Source organism: Pseudomonas petrae (assembly GCF_021728295.1).
Taxonomy (GTDB): domain Bacteria; phylum Pseudomonadota; class Gammaproteobacteria; order Pseudomonadales; family Pseudomonadaceae; genus Aquipseudomonas; species Aquipseudomonas petrae.
The window spans coordinates 211,654-230,086 of sequence record NZ_JAKJXE010000003.1 but is presented as its reverse complement, the minus strand read 5'-3'; the positions used below and the strand labels follow the sequence as shown (position 1 = coordinate 230,086).

Sequence of the window (18,433 nt, the reverse complement as noted above, 5' to 3'; positions counted from 1 at the left end):
CATGGCTGACCGTCACGATTACGTGGCCCTGGAGTGGGTCAAAGGCGAAATAGCCGAAACCCTCACACACGCCCGACAGGCACTGGACACCTTTGTCGCCCGACCCCACGACGCAGCGGCGATGGACGTGTGCCTTGACTTCATCCACCAGGTTCACGGCAGCCTGCAGATGATCGAGTTCTATGGCGCCGCGCTGTTCGCCGAGGAAATAGAACAGCTGGCCCTGGCGCTGAAACAGGGCCATGTCGCCCAGGAAAGCGAAGCGGTTCAACTGCTGAATCTGGCGATGACCCAGCTGCCGGTCTATCTGGAGCGTGTGCATTCCGCTCGCCGTGATCTGCCGCTGGTGGTGCTGCCGCTGCTCAATGATCTGCGCAGCGCACGGGGCGAAAGTCTGCTGTCGGAAACCAGCCTGTTCTCGCCGCAATTGCTGTCCATCCCCGCCCTGGATGCCGACAGATTGGCCGAGCGCGACAGCCCCGAACTGCCCGCGAAACTGCGCAAGCTGCGGCAGACGCTGCAAACCGCGCTGGTCGGGCTGCTTCGCGATCAGGATGTGCAGACCCAACTCGGTTACATGGGCAAAGTGTTCGCACGGCTTGAGGTGTTATGCGCCGACGCGCCCCTCGAACCGCTGTGGCGCATCGCGTCGGCGCTGGTCGAAACCATGGTCAGCGGCAACTTCACCAACAGCCCGGCGCTGCGCAGCCTGTTCAAGGACGCCGACAAAGAACTCAAGCGTCTGCTGGATCAAGGCATCGAGGGCATCAATCAGCCTGCGCCCGACGAACTCCTGAAAAGCCTGTTGTTTTACATCGCCAAGTCCGACAGCGAGGCGCAGAAAATGACGGACTTGAAGGACCAGTACGCGCTGGCCGATGCACTGCCGCACAGCGCCCTGGTGGATGAAGAACGTGCGCGCATGGCCGGGCCGGATCGCGACGCCATGCGCTCGGTGATCATCGCCCTGTGCGATGAACTGGTGCGCACCAAGGAGCGGCTTGACGTCTTCGTGCGCGGCGATCGCCAGCACGTCAGTGAGCTGAGTGCGTTACTGCCGCCGCTGAGGCAGATCGCCGACACCCTGGCGGTGCTGGGCTTTGGTCAGCCGCGCAAAGTCATCATTGATCAGATGACCGTGGTGCAAGGCATGGCCCAGGGGCAGCGCGCACCCGACGATGCCACCTTGATGGACGTCGCCGGCGCGCTGCTGTACGTCGAATCGACCCTGGCGGGCATGGCCGGAACGGTCAACCAGAGCAGCCCTGAAGAGAGCCGTCTGCCGACCACGGATCTCAGCCAGATTCACCAACTGGTCATCAAGGAAGCGCGCATCGTCCTGCAGCAGGCCAAGGACGTGATCGACGCCTACGTCGACGGCGAGCTGGACCGGGCACGTCTGCAGCCACTGTCGGAGCAATTGGTTCAGGTGCGCGGCGCGCTGGCGATGATCCCGCTGGCGCGGGCATCCGGCCTCCTGGCGGCCTGTAACGACTACATCACCGAGCACTTGCTGGTCGACACCGAAAGCCCGGCCGGCTCGCAGCTCGATCACTTGGCCGACGTCATCATCGGCGTCGAGTATTACCTCGAACGCACGGCCGAAGACCCGGAAGCGCCGGGTGAACACGTGCTGGATCTGGCCCAGGAGAGTCTCGCCAGACTCGGTTATTCCCCGGTCCCCGACGCGCTGGATGTGCCGGTGCTAGAAGAAGTCATCAGCGAAGAAGAGCTGCAAGACCTGCACGAACGCCAGGCATTGGTCAGCCCGAGTCGGACCCTCGCCGAAGTGCTGGCCAGCCCGTTGTCGGCGGTCAACCCGCCCGCGCGCAACATGCCGGCCAGCCTGTTGCCGCCGCCGAAGGGCGAGCAGGCGATCGATGACGAGCTGCGTGAAGTCTTCCTCGAAGAAACCGACGAGATGCTCGAAGCACTGCGCGAGTACGTGCCGCGCTGGCGTGCCGACCCCGGCAATCTCTCGGCGCTGGGCGAGATTCGTCGTGCGTTTCATACGCTAAAGGGCAGCGGCCGGATGGTGCGCGCGCTGATTCTGGGCGAACTGGCGTGGTCGGTGGAAAATCTGCTGAACCGCGTGCTGGAGCACAGCGTCGAGCCAGACGCGCGGGTGCAGCAGCTGCTCACGGACGTCCAAGACTTGCTGCCGGACGTGATTCGCGATTTCGCCGAGGACGTTCAGCGTCAGCGTGACGATGTTGACCAACTGGCAGCCCAGGCCCACGCGCTGGCTCAGGGCGAGGCGGATGACATCGAGCCTGCGCAACGGCTGGAGGACGAAGAGGGTTTCGATCCGCAGTTGCTGGAGATCTTCCGTCAGGAAGCCCACACCCACCTGAACACGGTGAGCCGCTACCTCGACACTGCGCAGGATACTGACGCGCCGGTGTTCAGCAACGATTTGCTGCGCGCGCTGCACACCCTCAAAGGCAGCGCGTACATGGCGGGCGTCTTGCCGATCGCCGAGCTGGCGAGCCCGCTGGATCAACTGGTCCGCGAGTTCAAGACCAACCTGATCGCGGTCGGGCAGGACGAAATCGACCTCCTGCGTGCGGCCGAGCCATTGTTTCATCAAGGCCTGTCCCAGCTGAATGTCGACCCGCTGATGCCCATTGAAGGCGCCGCCGCACTGATTCAACAGGCCCACGAGCTGCTCGACGCGCGCTTGGCCGATGCCTTGAGCGACGACAGCAATGGCCTGCGCACGCGGCGCAATCCGCAACTGATTGCCAGCTTTCTGGCTGAAGGCATGGACATCCTGCTGGACGCTGACAACCTGCTCAAAGACTGGCGCCAGCACCCCGGCCACCGCCAGGAGTTAAACGCGCTGCTCGATGAACTGACCATGCTTGGCCACGGCGCGCACATGGCCGACCTGCCTCAGGTTGATGAGCTCTGCGAAGCGCTGCTCGACCTGTATGGCGCGGTGGAAGAAAGCAGCCTTGCCGTCAGCGAGCGGTTTTTCGACGAAGCCGAAAAGGCCCACGAAGCGCTGATAAACATGCTTGATCAGGTCGCCGCCGGACAGGAAGTTCAGCCGTGCCCCGAACGGGTGAGCGCCTTGCGCGGGCTGCTCGCCGAAGCGCTGGACCCCGGCGCGATGGGCGTTATCAAAAGTGATGGCGGTGGGGCGACAAGCATCACGAACATGGAGGAGATCACCGAGCGTGTCGCTCAACCCGCTCAACCCGCTCAACCTGTCCGAGATGATTTCGATCAGGAAATCGTCGAGATCTTCCTCGAAGAGGCGGTGGACATTCTCGACATCGCCGGTCCTGCGCTGCAACGCTGGCTCGACGACCCGGAAAACCCGCTGCCGTTGTCATCGTTGCAGCGTGATCTGCACACCCTCAAAGGGGGCGCGCGCATGGCCGAAATCGGCCCGGTGGGCGATCTCGGTCACGAGCTGGAATCGCTCTATGAAGGTCTGCTCGACCGACGTTGCGGTTACTCGCCGCAACTGGCCGAGCTGCTGGTGCACAGCCACGATCACCTGTCGCTGATGCTTGAGCAGTTGCAGCACCGCTCGGCGCTGACCAGTCCTGCCTCGTTGATCGAAAAGATTCGCGAGTTTCGCCAGCGCAACTGCTACCTGCTGCCCAATGACGGCGTGACTCGCAACGTCAGCGCGATGATTCACTCGCTGGACGAGCGCGACCCGGAACTGCTGGAGATCTTCCTCGAAGAAGCCGACGACATCATCGAGAGCAGCAGCGCGGCGTTGGTGCGTTGGCAAGCCGATCCGCACAACACGCTGGAAGTCGAAAACCTGCTGCGCGACCTGCACACGCTCAAGGGCGGTGCACGCATGGTGGAGATCGCGCCGATCGGCGATCTGGCCCATGAGCTGGAGTCGCTGTATGAAGGGGTGTCGACGGGTGCGCTGAAAAACAGCGCGCTGCTCAACGGCCTGCTGCAAAGCGGCCACGACATGCTCGCCGACATGGTCGATGCCGTTCGGGGTTACGAGCCGTTGCCCAACCCGGCGCTGCTGATCGAGAGCATCGGTCACTACACCTCGTCCGGGGCCGCCCGCGAGCCTGTCGAAAAACCTGAGGAGGTGCCGGCTCCGCTGCCAGCGCCTGTTGTTGATTCGGCGGCCGCACAGGCCGAGGGCGACGGCGAGCGCACCGGCCCGGAGATGATCAAGGTCCCGGCCGAGCAGCTGGAAGACCTGGCAAATCTGGCGGGGGAAACCTCGATATTCCGGGGCCGTGTCGAGCAGCAGGTCAGCGACGCGCAGATCACCCTGGTCGAAATGGAAACCACCATCGAGCGGATGCGCGATCAACTGCGCCGACTCGACATCGAGACCCAAGGCCGCATTCTCAGCCGTGATCATCACGTCGATCGGCTCGGGTATGAAGCATTTGACCCGCTGGAAATGGACCGGCATTCGCAGCTGCAGCAATTGTCCCGCGCGCTGTTCGAGTCCGCGTCCGACCTGATGGACCTCAAGGAAACCCTCGACACCCGCGCCCATGAGGCCGAAACCCTGCTGCTGCAACAGGCGCGCGTGAACACCGAGCTTCAGGAAAGCCTGATGCGCACGCGCATGGTGCCGTTCGAGCGCATGGTGCCGCGCCTGCGCCGGATCGTCCGTCAGGTGTCGGGCGAGCTGAACAAGAAGGTCAAGTTCGACGTGATCAACGCCGAGGGCGAGATGGACCGCAACGTGCTCGAGCGCATGGTCGCGCCCTTGGAGCACATGCTGCGCAATGCCGTCGATCATGGCCTGGAGAGCGTCGAGGAACGCCTGGCCGCCGGCAAATCCGAGTGGGGGCATATCACGCTGAGTCTGGCCCACGAAGGTGGCGACATCGTCATCGAGATGCGCGACGACGGCGCCGGTGTCGACTTCGAGGCCGTGCGACGCAAGGCGATCAAGCGCGGCATGATCAGCCCCGACGCCGAGCTGAGCGAACACGACATTCTGCAGTTCATCCTGCGCGCAGGCTTTTCCACCGCCGAGACCATCACACAGATTTCCGGGCGCGGCGTCGGCATGGACGTGGTGCATGCCGAGGTCAAGGACTTGGGCGGCTCGATGGTCATTGATTCCAAGGCGGGTGAGGGCGCGCGTTTCCGCGTCCGCCTGCCGTTTTCGGTGTCGGTCAATCGGGCGCTGATGGTGCAGTGCGGCGAAGAACAGTACGCCGTGCCGCTTAACAGCATCGAGGGCATCGTGCGCGTGATGCCGAGCGAGCTGGAGACGTGTTATCAGTCGGCGCCGCCGCGCTATGAGTACAGCGGGCGGACCTACGAGCTGCGTTATCTGGGCGAGCTGCTCAATAACGGTCATCCGCCGAAACTGAGTGGCCAGACGCAGACCCAGCCGCTGCCAGTGCTCCTCGTGCACGTACACGATCAATGGGTTGCGGTGCAGGTGGATGCGCTGGCCGGCTCGCGGGAAATCGTGGTGAAGAACCTGGGGCCGCAGTTTTCCGCGATACCCGGCATTGCCGGCGCAACCATTCTGGGGGACGGCCGCGTCGTGCTGATTCTCGACCTGTTTGCGCACATAAGGCGCTTTCACGCCAAGCTGCTCGCGCTGCAAGTCGCCGGTCACGCGCCGGTGCGTTACGTCGAACCCGAACAGGCTCGGCCGTTGCTGGTGATGGTGGTGGATGATTCGGTGACGGTGCGCAAGGTCACCAGCCGCTTGCTGGAACGCAACGGCATGAACGTACTGACGGCCAAAGACGGCGTCGATGCCATGGCGCTGCTGCAGGAGCACACCCCGGACATCATGCTGCTGGACATCGAAATGCCGCGCATGGACGGCTTCGAAGTCGTCAGCAAGATTCGCGGAGACGACGCGCTGAAGCACCTGCCGATCATCATGATCACGTCGCGATCAGGGCAGAAGCACCGCGACCACGCCATGGGGCTGGGGGTGAACGAATACATGAGCAAGCCCTATCAGGAAGCCGCACTGCTGGAAAGCATCGCCCACTGGAGCCACGCCCATGTCTGACACCACCACGCAAACGGCGCGGCTGACCAGCCTGACCGGATTGCTCATCCCCCTGAGTGACCGGCACCTGCTGTTGCCCAACGTGGCGGTCGCCGAGCTGATCGACTATCAAGACAGCGTCGCCGACCCCGCCGCACCGCAGTGGTACCTGGGCCCGATCAACTGGCGCAACCGCAGTCTGCCGCTGCTCAGCTTCGAAGCCGCTTGCGGCAGCCGCGCCCGTGTCGGAGGCCGCGCCCGCATCGTCGTACTCAATGCCCTCGGCGGCCGGCCTGACCTCAAATTCATCGCCCTGCTGACCCAAGGCATTCCGCGTTCCTGCAAGCTCGACAGCCAGCTCAGCTACGTCGACGTGCCGCTGGCCGAGCTGGAGCTGGCCGCGGTGCAAGTGGGCGAGACCGTGGCAAAGATCCCGGACCTTGTGGCGCTGGAAGAGTGGTTGGTGGAGGCGGGGTTGGTGCAGATGACGCCGAGCTTGTAAGAGAATCCCCGGCTCTCAAACGCCGCAGGTTGCATAGCGGACACAGCCCATGTGGGAGTGAGCTTGCTCACGAATACGGTGTATCAGTCGCTGAAGATTTAGCGGCTGTCTCGGCCTATTCGCGAGCAAGCTCGCTCCCACGTGAGCAGCGTTAGCTTTGTGATAGCGCGCTGTCATCGATCCATTCGGTGATGCAGAACTCTCAGGATCTGCACTTGGTCATCCTTCACCCGATACGGTGTCACATACGGGTATCCAGTCAACACCAGCTCCCTGACGCCCGGGGATTGTGATGGCCGGCCTAGCCCACTGAACGTCCTCAATGACTCCAACTGACCAAGCACGTCAATCACGATTCGGTTCGCTACTTCCGAGCCGCATATTGCTGCGTAGTATTCATGCATGCCTTCTAGATCACTCTGCGCTTTGTCAGTCAGGGCTATTGTCAGCACGCTTCACCCATCTCGCTTTCACAGATTCGATGTCGGTAAGCTTTCCTGCGTCGGCATCCGCTATGCCGTCCGAGATTGCCAGCATCTGGCGCATCTCGGATTCCAGGTAGCGGCTCAGTGCTTGCTGAAGGTGATATTGCCGATCACGCCCAGTGGCGCCGGCCAACTGATCGAGTGTTTGTACTGTTTCTTCATCGGCTTGAAATGACAGAACAGTCGATGACATGAGTTCTCCGGGCGCTTGAAAGGCATATATGTCGCTCTCAAAGGTAGGAGTCTGGGTCGGAAAAGGCAATTCAGGCAACTGCGACATGGCGCTCGGATATCAGATTTGTGAAGTGGACAGTTTAATCAGTCGAGAAGGATCGATTGCGGTACATATATATCGCTTTCCTCCCAAATCCCTCCTAGACGATGAGCCGAATAAACCGCATATTCGGCTCATTCCGTGAGCCGAATAATGTCGCTAATCGGCTCATGTACCTCCGAGGCGTTACGTGGAACAGTCAAAAAAGTGGATTTGGCAACACCCCAAATGGCCGTCCTTTTCCTGGTACGTGGAGCCGTTGGCGCCGCTGTTGCGGTCCTGCACTCAGGCGCAGGGTCAGTTATTGGGGATGATTGGCGCGTCAGGCCCCGACGCGAATGTCGAGCGCGAACTGGACGCCCTGCTGCAGAACGTCATCACCTCATCGGCCATTGAAGGTGAGCAGCTGAATGTGGAGTCAGTGCGTTCTTCTCTGGCAAAGCGGCTCGGGCTCGCCAGCGATGAACGCATGACTGCGCGCAGTGAAGGTCTGGCGGAGCTGATGCTGGATGCCACTCAACAATACGACGCGCCGCTGACGTCTGAACGGCTGATGCATTGGCATCGGTTGTTATTCCCCGAACCGAGCGCGCTGACGGCATACCCCATCCAGGTTGGGACGCTCAGGGGGCCTGAGCCCATGCAGGTCGTGTCCGGTCGCATCGACAGGCCCGTGGTGCATTTCGAGGCGCCTGCGCGCGAAGGCCTGGAGCAAAAGCTTGATGACTTTTTCTACTGGTTCAACAGCAGCCGCGCCGATCCAACCCTCGACCCGCTGATCCGCGCGGGCATCGCGCATTTCTGGTTCGTGACGCTGCACCCGTTCGACGATGGCAACGGACGTTTGACCCGCGCAATCACTGATCTGGCCATGGCCCAAGGCGAACATCAGGCAATACGCTTTTATGCCATGTCCGCGAGCATCCTCGCCCGCCGTCAGGACTACTACCGTATTCTGGAAGCAACCCAACGTGGTGGCCTGAACATCACCGAATGGCTCGTCTGGTTTTTACAGACGCTGCTCCATACGTTTGAGCAGGCCATCCAGCGCATCGACCGGGATTTGGCGAAGGCAAGGTTCTGGCAAGCCCATCGGGATGACGGGCTATCTCCCGAGCAGACCAAGGTGCTCAATCGGTTGTTGAATGGCAACCTGCTGCCGGAGATGCCGGAGGCGGGCTTCGCCGCCGGCATCAGCGCCGCTCAATACCAAGGGGTCGCCAAAGTCAGTAAAGCCACCGCAACCCGGCATCTCGCGGACCTGTTGGAAAAGGACTGCCTGCTTAAACTCCCGGGCGGAGGGCGCAGCACCCGCTATCAAATCAACTGGCCGGACTGATCATTACTCTCACGGTAATGATTCTCGCATTTGCTTGATTGATGCCGCACCTGAACCCCTCCTAATCTGCCCCACGACAGCGAACTCGTGGAGTCAGCATGACCACAACAACTAAACTTGACCCGCGCTGGTCGCGTCGCCGCACTGAAAAGCTGCGGCGGCTCGACCTGGTGCGTTCCTTCGCCGATGGCGTTGTACTGCCGACCGACAAGATTGTTGCGGCGCTTGAGGCGCTGATTGCGCCGGGCGATCGCGTGGTGCTGGAAGGCAACAACCAGAAGCAGGCGGATTTCCTTTCGCGCTCACTGGTGAAGGCCGATCCCGGCAAACTCCACGACCTGCACATGATCATGCCCAGCGTTGGGCGGGCCGAGCATCTGGACCTGTTCGAACGCGGCATCGCCCGCAAGCTGGACTTCTCTTTCGCCGGTACGCAAAGCCTGCGCATCAGCCAGTTGCTGGAAGATGGCCTGCTGGAAATCGGCGCGATTCACACCTACATCGAGCTGTATTCCCGCCTCCTGGTCGACCTGATTCCCAATGTCGTGCTCTCGGCCGGTTTCATGGCTGACCGGGCCGGCAACATCTACACCGGCGCCAGCACCGAAGACACCCCCGCCCTGATCGAACCGGCCGCCTTCAGCGACGGCATCGTCATCGTGCAGGTCAACCAGTTGGTGGATGACGTCAGCGACCTGCCGCGTGTGGACATCCCGGCGTCATGGGTCGACTTCGTGGTCGTCGCCGACAAGCCGTTCTACATCGAGCCGCTGTTCACCCGCGACCCGCGCCACATCAAGCCGGTGCATGTGCTGATGGCGATGATGGCGATTCGCGGGATCTACGAAAAACACAACGTCCAGTCCCTCAACCACGGCATTGGTTTTAATACCGCTGCCATCGAGCTGATCCTCCCGACCTACGGCGAATCCCTGGGCCTGAAGGGCAAGATCTGCCGCAACTGGACGCTCAACCCACACCCGACGCTGATCCCCGCCATCGAAAGCGGATGGGTCGAAAGCGTGCATTGTTTCGGCACCGAACTGGGCATGGAGAATTACATCGCCGCACGGCCTGATGTGTTCTTCACCGGTCACGATGGCTCCATGCGTTCCAACCGGATGATGTGCCAACTGGCCGGGCAATACGCCGTTGACCTGTTCATCGGCGCCACGCTGCAAGTCGACGGTGACGGCCATTCTTCCACCGTTACGCGCGGGCGCCTTGCCGGCTTCGGCGGCGCGCCAAACATGGGGCACGACCCGCACGGCCGACGTCACGCCACGCCCGCCTGGCTGGACATGCGCCAGCAGAGCGGTGACGGGCCGGACGCCTATCTTGAACGCGGCAAGAAGCTCGTCGTGCAGATGGTCGAGACCTTCCAGGAAGGCGGCAAACCGACCTTCGTCGAGACCCTGGACGCCGTGGAAGTCGCGAAAAAGAGCGGTATGCCCCTGGCGCCGATCATGATCTATGGCGATGACGTGACCCATCTGCTGACCGAAGAAGGCGTCGCCTATCTGTACAAGGCGCGAACGCTGGAAGAGCGTCAGGCCATGATCGCCGCCGTCGCGGGCGTGACCTCCATCGGCCTGCGCCACAACCCGAAAGACACCGCCCGCATGCGCCGCGAAGGGCTGATCGCGCTGCCTGAGGACCTGGGCATTCGTCGCACGGACGCGAGCCGTGAACTGCTGGCCGCCAAGAGCGTCGCCGAACTGGTGGAATGGTCCGGCGGTTTGTACAACCCGCCTGCGAAATTCAGGAGCTGGTGATGCGCGCATTCAACGTAGCTTTCGACACTTTCGATGCAGCGCCGAACCCGGCATCACTGGCAGAGCGTTTGGCCGATCTGGCGGTGGATGCGCTGATCGACGAAGCCGACCTGTCGCCAAAACCGGCGCTGGTCGATCGTCGCAGCAGTGGCGCCCACACGGACCTGCACCTGGGTCTGATGCACGCATCAGCGCTGTCGCTGTGGCCCGCGTTCAAGCAAATGGCCGACGCCGCCATGGCCATCGGCGAGATCAACCCGCTGTTGCGGCTAACTATTGGCCGTCTCGGTCGCGAGGGCGAAGCCGCGATGATGCGCACCACCAACGGAGTCAACACCCACCGTGGCGCGATCTGGGCACTGGGTTTGCTGGTGACGGCTGCGGCGCTTGATCGGCGTGATCTTTTTCCAGAAGGGGTGAGCCGACGCGCAGGCCAGCTGGCATTGATCGAGGATCGTCATCAGCCCTCCAACCACAGCCATGGGCAAGCTGTTGCGCAGAAATACGGTGCAAAGGGTGCCCGAGAACAAGCGCAAGCGGGTTTCCCTGCCGTCACTCAAACCGGCTTGCCGCAACTTATCCGCAGCCGGGCCGCCGGGCATGGCGAGCAAAACGCGCGACTCGATGCACTGCTGGCGATCATGACCACGCTGTCCGATACCTGCGTGCTGTATCGCGCGGGTGAAGAAGGCCTGCACGCCATGCAACACGGTGCGCAGCGGGTGCTGGACGCCGGCGGCAGCGCGACCCTCAGCGGCCGTCGCGCGCTGAATCAGCTGGATCAACAACTGTTGAGCCTGAACGCCTCTCCTGGCGGCGCTGCCGATTTGCTCGCCGCTTGCCTGTTTATTGATCGCCTGGAGCCTGCGCTCGGCGATGAAACGAGGTACATCTGATCATGGAAACCCTGTCTTTTGAATTCCCCGCCGGGCAGCCGCCATTGGGTCGCGCGCTGGTGGGTTGTGTCGGTTCAGGTGATCTGGAAGTGCTGCTTGAGCCGGGTCAGCCGGGCAAGCTGACGATCCAGGTGCTGACGTCGGTCAACGGCAGTTCGGCGCGCTGGGAAAACCTCTTCCAGCGCATGTTCGACGGCCAGACGCCACCGGCCATGAGCATCGACATCCACGATTTCGGCGCCACACCGGGCGTGGTCCGGCTGCGTCTGGAGCAAGGTTTCGAGGAGGTCGGTCATGACTGACAGCACGCGGCTTCTGCAGCAGCACAGTTTCGTAGAACTCGGCGCCCGCCAACGCGCCCGCGCACTGCTGGACGATGGCAGTTTTCGTGAGCTGATCGATCCCTTCGAGCGTCTGGTTTCCCCTTGGCTGGCCAAGCAAGGCGTCGTGCCACAGGCCGACGATGGCGTGGTGATCGCCAAGGGCACGATCGAGGGCAAACCGGTGGTGATTTGCGCCATCGAAGGCGGCTTTCAAGGCGGCAGCATGGGCGAAGTCGGCGGCGCCAAAATGGCCGGCGCGCTGGAACTGGCCGCCGAAGACAACCGCAAGGGCATTCCCACGGCAGCCGTTCTGCTGCTGGAAACCGGGGGCGTGCGTTTGCAGGAAGCCAACCTCGGGCTGGCCGCCATCGCCGACATTCACGCGGCGATCGTTGATCTGCGTCGCTATCAGCCGGTGATCGGCGTGGTGGCGGGCAGCGTCGGCTGCTTCGGCGGCATGTCGATTGCGGCGGCGCTGTGCAGTTATCTGGTCGTTACCCAGGAAGCGCGTCTGGGCCTGAACGGCCCGCAAGTCATCGAACAGGAAGCCGGCATCGAAGAATACGATTCCCGCGACCGGCCCTTCATCTGGAGCCTGACGGGGGGCGAGCAACGTTTTGCCAGCGGTCTGGTGGATGCGTTTGTCGCCGATGACATCAGCGCCATTCAGCAACAGGTGCACGCGTTGTTGCACAAGGGCAAGCCCGAGCAGGAGCGCAGCAGTCGATACGCCTGGTTCCTCGAGCGTTTGTCGCAAGTGGACACGGCCCAGCAGATAGAGCCCGCTGCCGTGCGCAGCGCGTATCAAGGAGACCGGTCATGAGTACTTACTCGCTTCGTGGATTGAGCTGGTTCAATGCGCTGGCCGCAAACGCCGCTGAAGTGGCGGGGCTGCCGGCGTCGGTGAAAGCAGCGGACGGCACCTCGGGCAATCGCCCGGCACGGTTCCTGGCCGTGGTCGCCGATCCAGATAACCGTTTTCCCCGCGCGCAGAACGGCGAAGTCGGACTGCTCGAAGGATGGGGGCTGGCCCACGCGGTCGACGGTGCCATCGAGCTGGATCGCCACAGCGACAACAAGCGCACGCTGATTGCGATCATCGACGTGCCGAGTCAGGCCTATGGCCGCCGCGAGGAAGCGCTGGGCATCCATCAAGCGCTGGCCGGTGCGGTTGACGCTTACGCCCGGGCGCGTCTGGCCGGGCATCCGGTGATTGGCCTATTGGTCGGCAAGGCGATGTCCGGCGCGTTTCTCGCCCACGGTTATCAGGCCAATCGGCTGATCGCCCTGCGCGACCCGGGCGTCATGGTTCACGCCATGGGCAAGGCATCTGCAGCGCGGGTGACACTCCGCAGCGTGGAAGAACTGGAAAAACTCGCCGCCAGCGTGCCGCCGATGGCCTACGACATCGACAGCTACGCCAGCCTCGGCCTGCTCTGGGAAACCCTGTCGGTCAGTCAGATCGAGGAGCCCAGCGCTTCGGATGTCACGCTGGTGCAGGACTGTTTGATTGCAGCGATCAAAGACACCCTGGCCGGCTGTAATGATTTGAGTTCACGCCTCGGCGCGCCAAACCGTGCGGCGTCGTCGAAAGTGCGCGAGTTGTTGCGGGCGCAGTGGTAATGAGCACTTTTCAGCCGGTGCTGCCCCACGATCTGTTGTGGGGTCTGCCGGCGGCTGCGTTGCCGATCGACGCGCCGGCATGGGTGTTTGAAGCCGTTGGCCTCGGTCATCCAGTGGTGGTTCGCCGCGCCCGTGTCGCGGCGGGCCTAGTGGCGGTGGGCGTGCGGGGTCGCTCGCGGGATCAGCGCTACGCCACCCACATGAGGCTCGACGATGTGCAACGGTGCGTGCGGCCTGAGGGGTTGATCGCCATCACGGCTGACGCTGATTGGCCGGCGCTGCGCGCCTTAGAGCAGATCCGTTCAGTGATGGACGCGCTCGGCCAGCCGTGGGGCGTGGCGGGTGGCGCCGGTTTCGAGCTGGCGAGTGGCGTGCCGGTGCTGCACGCGGGCAGCGACCTGGATCTCATCCTGCGCACCCCGGATTATCTTGATCGCCAGCATGCCGCCCGTTTGCTTGAGCAGCTAGCCAGCGCGGCCTGCCGCATCGACCTTCAGCTTCAAACACCGTTTGGTGCCGTGGCGCTGCGTGAGTGGGCAGGATCGTCTCGCCAGGTGCTGCTCAAAGCCGAAGACGGCGCGCGGCTTGTGGATAACCCTTGGCTGGCGCAGGCGGTTGCGGCATGAGCAGCTTCTGGGCGTTTCCCGGCCAGGGCGCGCAACAGCCGGGCATGCTCCACGGGCTGCCGGAGCACCCCTTGGTCGCGCAGTGCCTGGCAGAAGCGAGCGCTGCATTGAACGAGGACGTCCTGACGCTGGATACGGCCGCCGCCCTGCAATCGACGCGAGCCGTTCAGCTCTGTTTGCTGATCGCCGGCGTCGCCTGTGCGCGGGTGTTGATCGCCGATGAAAACGCTCCCGATATGGTCGCGGGTTTGTCCATCGGTGCTTATCCGGCGGCGGTGATCGCGGGGGCTCTGGATTTTTCGGATGCCGTGCGTCTGGTGGCGCTGCGGGGTGAGCTGATGCAAAGCGCTTATCCACAGGGCTACGGCATGACCGCGCTCATCGGGCTGGATCAACCCACGGTCGAAGCGTTGATCGCTCGAATTCACAGCGTTGAGACGCCGGTCTATCTGGCCAACATCAACGCGGATAACCAGTTCGTCATTGCCGGTCGCGACGAGGCCATGGCGGCCGTCACCACGCTGGCAAAAGAACAGGGTGCAGCCGCGGCCAAGCGATTGGCCGTCAGCGTGCCGTCCCATTGCGAACTGCTGGCAGAACCTGCACAGGCGCTCGCTGATGGGTTTGCCAACGTTTCTCTGAAGGCACCGACGCTGAAATACCTCAGCGGCAGTACTGCGCGGCCGATGCTCAGCGCCGACAAGGTGCGCGACGACCTGGCGTTCAACATGTGCCGGGTCATCGACTGGCGCAGTACGGTGCAAACCGCTTACGAGCGCGGCGCGCGTCTGCACATTGAGCTGCCGCCGGGCACCGTGCTCACGGGCCTGGCGCGCCGCGTCTTCGAACAAGGATCGGTTGTCGCTTTCCAGGGCGCCCGGCTGGACACGCTCAGCGCGCTGTCGCGAGAGGAGGAACGCCGCCACCCATAAACCGACTGCTGCTTTCGAAGGAACACAAAAACAACAACTTCGACGATGCGATTTGAGGATAAGAACAATGGTGATTTATGGCGTGGCGTTACTCGCAATATGCACCCTCGCGGGGGTGATTCTCGGTGATCTGCTCGGCGTTTTGCTGGGCGTCAAATCCAACGTGGGTGGCGTGGGGATCGCGATGATCCTGCTGATCTGCGCGCGGCTGTTCATGCAAAAGCGCGGCGGCATGAGCGAAGGCTGCGAAATGGGCGTCGGCTTCTGGGGCGCCATGTACATCCCGGTCGTTGTGGCCATGGCCGCTCAGCAAAACGTCGTCACGGCGCTTAAGGGCGGGCCGATCGCGGTCATCGCTGCAGTGGTGTCGGTGGTGGTCTGTGGCTGCACGATTGCAGTCATTAGCCGCATCAACAAGGGCGAGCCACTGCCCAAAGAAGACGAACTCGCGAATCCGCTGCCGGTGATTGCGCCGACCGTTTCGCCAGCAGGAGGCCGCTGATATGTGGGAGCTTATTCAGAAAGACCTGATCAGCCAGGGCCTGGTCACCGCGTTCGCCGTCGTGGGTGTGGTGATGTGGATTTCGGTGGTGCTGTCCAAGCGCCTGACGTTCGGGCGCATTCATGGTTCGGCCATTGCGATCGTCATCGGCCTGGTGCTGGCGTGGGTGGGCGGCGTTATGACTGGCGGGCAGAAAGGGCTGGCGGACTTGGCGCTGTTCTCCGGCATCGGTTTGATGGGCGGGGCGATGCTGCGTGATTTCGCCATCGTCGCAACGGCGTTCGAAGTGCAGGCCACCGAAGCGAAAAAGGCCGGCTGGATTGGCGCGTTCTCGCTGCTGCTCGGCACGTTGCTGCCGTTCATCGTCGGTTGCTGTGTGGCATATGCCTTCGGCTATCGCGACGCCGTGAGCATCACCACCATTGGCGCGGGCGCAGTGACGTACATCGTCGGGCCGGTCACCGGTGCGGCGTTGGGCGCGAGCTCGGATGTGATGGCGCTGTCGATCGCGACCGGTCTGATCAAAGCCATTCTGGTGATGGTCGGCACCCCGATGGCTGCGCGCTGGATGGGGCTGGATAACCCGCGTTCGGCAATGGTCTTCGGCGGTCTGGCCGGCACCGTGAGCGGCGTGACGGCCGGGTTGGCGGCGACGGATCGGCGGCTTGTGCCCTATGGCGCGCTGACGGCGACGTTCCACACCGGCCTCGGCTGTTTGCTGGGGCCGTCGCTGTTGTACTTCATCGTGCGGGGGATTTTGGGCTGAGGCTAGGTGGCAGCATGTTTTCAGCGGAATTCCCAAGGCCAAGCCCGGGCGATTGTCTGCCGCAAAACCTGTAGGAGCGCGCTTGCCCGCGAAGACTTGAGTTCGGACGACAGAGATGTGTCGCCTGTACCGACCTGTTCGCGGGCAAGCGCGCTCCTACACTGACCGCGCAAGCCCGCGTTGTCCGCTAGACAATGTTGCCAGCAGACGACGTGGTCAACTGTAGGAGCGCGCTTGCCCGCGAAAAAATCTCACAGCCACACAGCATCCCACAGCGGATAATCCCCCACGCGTTTCACCAGCCCGGCCCGCAAAGGGTTAGCTACGATGTAACGCGCAACGGCCTGCAAATCTTCCTCCCGCCTGACCGCCCGGTCGTGATAACCCTTCTGCCATACCCGAAGCGGTGTGTAACCCGCCCGCATGATCGCCAGCGCGCTGCCGGATTTAACCCGGCGCACCAGCATTCCCAACGTCCCCTCTCTTAATACGACAAGCCAGTGAAAATGGTCCGGCATTACGACCCACGCCAGAGAGTCTGCAATGCCAGCCTGCTGGGCCCGGCGAAACTCCTCGACCACCAGCCGCCCGGTGCGCCAGTTGGCGAACAGAGGTTGTCGGCCATGCACCACGGAGTTCAGAAGGTATATCTGCCCTATTCCCGAATATCGGCCCAGCCGCAGATCAGCGCTTCTTTGTGACATTGGCATTCCTTTGCGCGTTGTGAGATGTGCGCGATCAGGCTAGTGCACAGGCAATCAGTTCTGCGGCAAACAGATATTCCGGATGTGTCCGTGATGACGCATTCGCGGGCAAGCGCGCTCCTACGCCTTCGGCAGAAGCGAGTGCGGCGCGGCCTTGGCGGCGGACCTCAACGAGCAAATGTGGATGCGACGTGGTTCTCACGGGCAGACGTGGATTTGGCGTTCGCTGCGAACGTGTAGGAGCGCGCTTGCCCGCGAAGACTTGAGTTCGGACGACAGAGATGTGTCGCCTGTACCGACCTGTTCGCGGGCAAGCGCGCTCCTACGCCTTCGGCAGAAGCGGGTGCGGCGCGGCTTTGGCGGCGGACCTCACGAGCAAATGTGGATGCGACGTGATTCTCGCGGTCAGACGTGGATTTGGCGTTTGCTGCTCCTACGCCTTCGGCAGAAGCGGGTTCGGCGCGGCCTTGGCGGCGGACCTCACGAGCAAATGTGGATGCGACGTGGTTCTCGCGGGCAGACGTGGATTTGGCGTTTGCTGCGCACGTGTAGGAGCGCGCTTGCCCGCGAAGGCTTTGGTTCGGACGACATAGATGTGTCGGCTGCACTGGCCTCTTCGCGGGCAAGCGCGATCCCACAGGGGGACGGCTCAGGCCTGGGCCAGCCGGTTCGAGTACATCCGGCATTCCGCCAGCAATGCCAAGAGGTTCGGGTCGCGTTCGCGGGCTTTGAGGAACACCAGACCGATGTGCTGCTGCATGCGGTATCGCGCTTGCAGCGGCACCAGACGGACGCGGTTTTCGTAGACGGCGGCGATTCGCCCCGGCAGCAAGGCGTAGCCCACACCCGAGCTGACCATGCTCAGCAGCGTGAAGATGTCGTTCACTTGCATGGCGATCTTCGGTTCAAATCCGGCCTGTTCAAACACCCGCGCGCCGTCGCGGTGGGTGGCGAAGCCCTGGGTCAGGGTAATGAAGGTCATCTCCCGAAGGTCGCTCAGGTCCACCTCGCTCTGTAGCGCGAAGGGCGAATCGGCTGGTGTGGCGAGAAAAATATCGTCGGAGAACAGCGGCAGCTGCTCACAATCCGGATCACTTACGCTCTCGTTGAGCGACACCAGCGCAGCGTCCACTTCCATGTTCTTCAGCTTGTAGAAGAGGTCAATGTTCGAGCCCAGAATCAGGTCGATGTTGAGCTCGCTGCGGCGGATCTTCAGGCCCATGATCAGCTGGGGCACGGTTTTGACCGTCAGGGAATACAACGCCCCCAGCTTGAACCGCGCCGCCGAAAACCCCGCTGCCTGCCGCGTCTGTTCGATGGTGCTGAGCACGTCCTGCACCAGCTTCTGCGCGCGCTCCTCCAGCACATAAGCGCCTTCGAGGGGCGTAAGGTTGCGGCCTTCGTGCTTGAACAGCGGACACCGCAAGGCGCTTTCCAGCGAATGAATCGCCCGATGCACACTGACCGTACTCGTCTGCAACTCGGCCGCCGCCCGGGCCAGATTGCCGGTGCGCATGAACGCCAGAAAGATTTCCAGCTTCTTGAGGGTGAGCTCTTCGTCGATCTGCATCGTGTGGGCCCGCGTCGGGTTCTTGTTTTGAGAGCGCCCGATTGTGCCGAAGAGATCGGCGGCTGACTGCATAAATTCTCGATAACGTGACACTAGACGTTGTCATCGCGGTTCAGAAGCAGGACGCTTGGCGCGTGTCATGCAA

The 18,433-nt window shown here is 62.7% G+C and carries 16 protein-coding genes; 12 read left to right on the top strand and 4 right to left on the bottom strand.

Annotated elements, in window-relative coordinates:
• Nucleotide 1: 1 nt before the first annotated feature.
• Entirely contained in the window at nt 2-5,992 is a 5,991-nt protein-coding gene (locus tag L4G42_RS06755; protein WP_237259633.1) for an Hpt domain-containing protein, read from the top strand.
• A complete protein-coding gene (locus tag L4G42_RS06750) occupies nt 5,985-6,473 on the top strand; it encodes a chemotaxis protein CheW (RefSeq protein ID WP_237254521.1) in 489 nt (162 codons plus the stop codon). The genes L4G42_RS06755 and L4G42_RS06750 overlap by 8 nt, the downstream gene beginning before the upstream one ends.
• Nucleotides 6,474-6,646: 173 nt before the next feature.
• Here the strand turns inward: L4G42_RS06750 and L4G42_RS06745 are convergent, their stop codons facing one another.
• Both L4G42_RS06745 and L4G42_RS06740 read right to left on the bottom strand, forming a co-directional pair.
• On the bottom strand, nt 6,647-6,877 hold the full coding sequence (locus L4G42_RS06745; RefSeq protein ID WP_237251817.1) for a type II toxin-antitoxin system RelE/ParE family toxin: 231 nt from the start codon (nt 6,875-6,877) through the stop codon (nt 6,647-6,649).
• A gap of 25 nt (nt 6,878-6,902) precedes the next feature.
• Complete coding sequence (locus tag L4G42_RS06740) at nt 6,903-7,238, bottom strand: CopG family ribbon-helix-helix protein (RefSeq protein ID WP_419789348.1); 336 nt, start codon at nt 7,236-7,238, stop codon at nt 6,903-6,905.
• Between the two features lie 184 nt (nt 7,239-7,422).
• Between L4G42_RS06740 and L4G42_RS06735 the strand changes: the two genes are divergently transcribed.
• The 10 genes from L4G42_RS06735 to madM all read left to right on the top strand — a co-directional run bounded on the left by L4G42_RS06735 (nt 7,423) and on the right by madM (nt 16,014).
• Complete coding sequence (locus tag L4G42_RS06735) at nt 7,423-8,571, top strand: Fic family protein (protein WP_237251816.1); 1,149 nt, start codon at nt 7,423-7,425, stop codon at nt 8,569-8,571.
• Between the two features lie 98 nt (nt 8,572-8,669).
• Nucleotides 8,670-10,346, top strand: coding sequence for a malonate decarboxylase subunit alpha (gene mdcA, locus L4G42_RS06730; protein WP_237251799.1), 1,677 nt, complete (start codon nt 8,670-8,672; stop codon nt 10,344-10,346).
• Nucleotides 10,346-11,242: a triphosphoribosyl-dephospho-CoA synthase gene (locus tag L4G42_RS06725; protein ID WP_237251791.1), complete on the top strand. Its 897-nt coding sequence runs from the start codon at nt 10,346-10,348 to the stop codon at nt 11,240-11,242. The genes mdcA and L4G42_RS06725 overlap by 1 nt, the downstream gene beginning before the upstream one ends.
• Nucleotides 11,243-11,244: 2 nt before the next feature.
• Nucleotides 11,245-11,544, top strand: a complete 300-nt coding sequence (locus L4G42_RS06720; RefSeq protein ID WP_065991186.1) for a malonate decarboxylase subunit delta — start codon at nt 11,245-11,247, stop codon at nt 11,542-11,544.
• A complete protein-coding gene (locus L4G42_RS06715) occupies nt 11,537-12,388 on the top strand; it encodes a biotin-independent malonate decarboxylase subunit beta (RefSeq protein WP_237251784.1) in 852 nt (283 codons plus the stop codon). The genes L4G42_RS06720 and L4G42_RS06715 overlap by 8 nt, the downstream gene beginning before the upstream one ends.
• Nucleotides 12,385-13,188, top strand: coding sequence for a biotin-independent malonate decarboxylase subunit gamma (mdcE, locus tag L4G42_RS06710; RefSeq protein WP_237251782.1), 804 nt, complete (start codon nt 12,385-12,387; stop codon nt 13,186-13,188). The genes L4G42_RS06715 and mdcE overlap by 4 nt, the downstream gene beginning before the upstream one ends.
• The gene (locus L4G42_RS06705) at nt 13,188-13,814 is read left to right on the top strand and encodes a malonate decarboxylase holo-ACP synthase (RefSeq protein ID WP_237251780.1); all 627 of its coding nucleotides are present in this window, start codon (nt 13,188-13,190) and stop codon (nt 13,812-13,814) included. The genes mdcE and L4G42_RS06705 overlap by 1 nt, the downstream gene beginning before the upstream one ends.
• On the top strand, nt 13,811-14,746 hold the full coding sequence (mdcH, locus tag L4G42_RS06700; RefSeq protein WP_237251778.1) for a malonate decarboxylase subunit epsilon: 936 nt from the start codon (nt 13,811-13,813) through the stop codon (nt 14,744-14,746). Before L4G42_RS06705 ends, mdcH begins: the two co-directional genes overlap by 4 nt.
• A 67-nt stretch (nt 14,747-14,813) precedes the next feature.
• Nucleotides 14,814-15,248: a malonate transporter subunit MadL gene (madL, locus tag L4G42_RS06695; protein ID WP_065991198.1), complete on the top strand. Its 435-nt coding sequence runs from the start codon at nt 14,814-14,816 to the stop codon at nt 15,246-15,248.
• Nucleotide 15,249: 1 nt separating this feature from the next.
• Nucleotides 15,250-16,014: a malonate transporter subunit MadM gene (gene madM, locus L4G42_RS06690; protein ID WP_237251776.1), complete on the top strand. Its 765-nt coding sequence runs from the start codon at nt 15,250-15,252 to the stop codon at nt 16,012-16,014.
• Nucleotides 16,015-16,265: 251 nt separating this feature from the next.
• Here the strand turns inward: madM and L4G42_RS06685 are convergent, their stop codons facing one another.
• Both L4G42_RS06685 and L4G42_RS06680 read right to left on the bottom strand, forming a co-directional pair.
• The gene (locus L4G42_RS06685; RefSeq protein ID WP_237251774.1) at nt 16,266-16,724 is read right to left on the bottom strand and encodes an REP-associated tyrosine transposase; all 459 of its coding nucleotides are present in this window, start codon (nt 16,722-16,724) and stop codon (nt 16,266-16,268) included.
• A 643-nt stretch (nt 16,725-17,367) separates the two neighbouring features.
• Nucleotides 17,368-18,288, bottom strand: a complete 921-nt coding sequence (locus L4G42_RS06680) for a LysR family transcriptional regulator (RefSeq protein WP_237251848.1) — start codon at nt 18,286-18,288, stop codon at nt 17,368-17,370.
• Between the last annotated feature and the right edge of the window lie 145 nt (nt 18,289-18,433).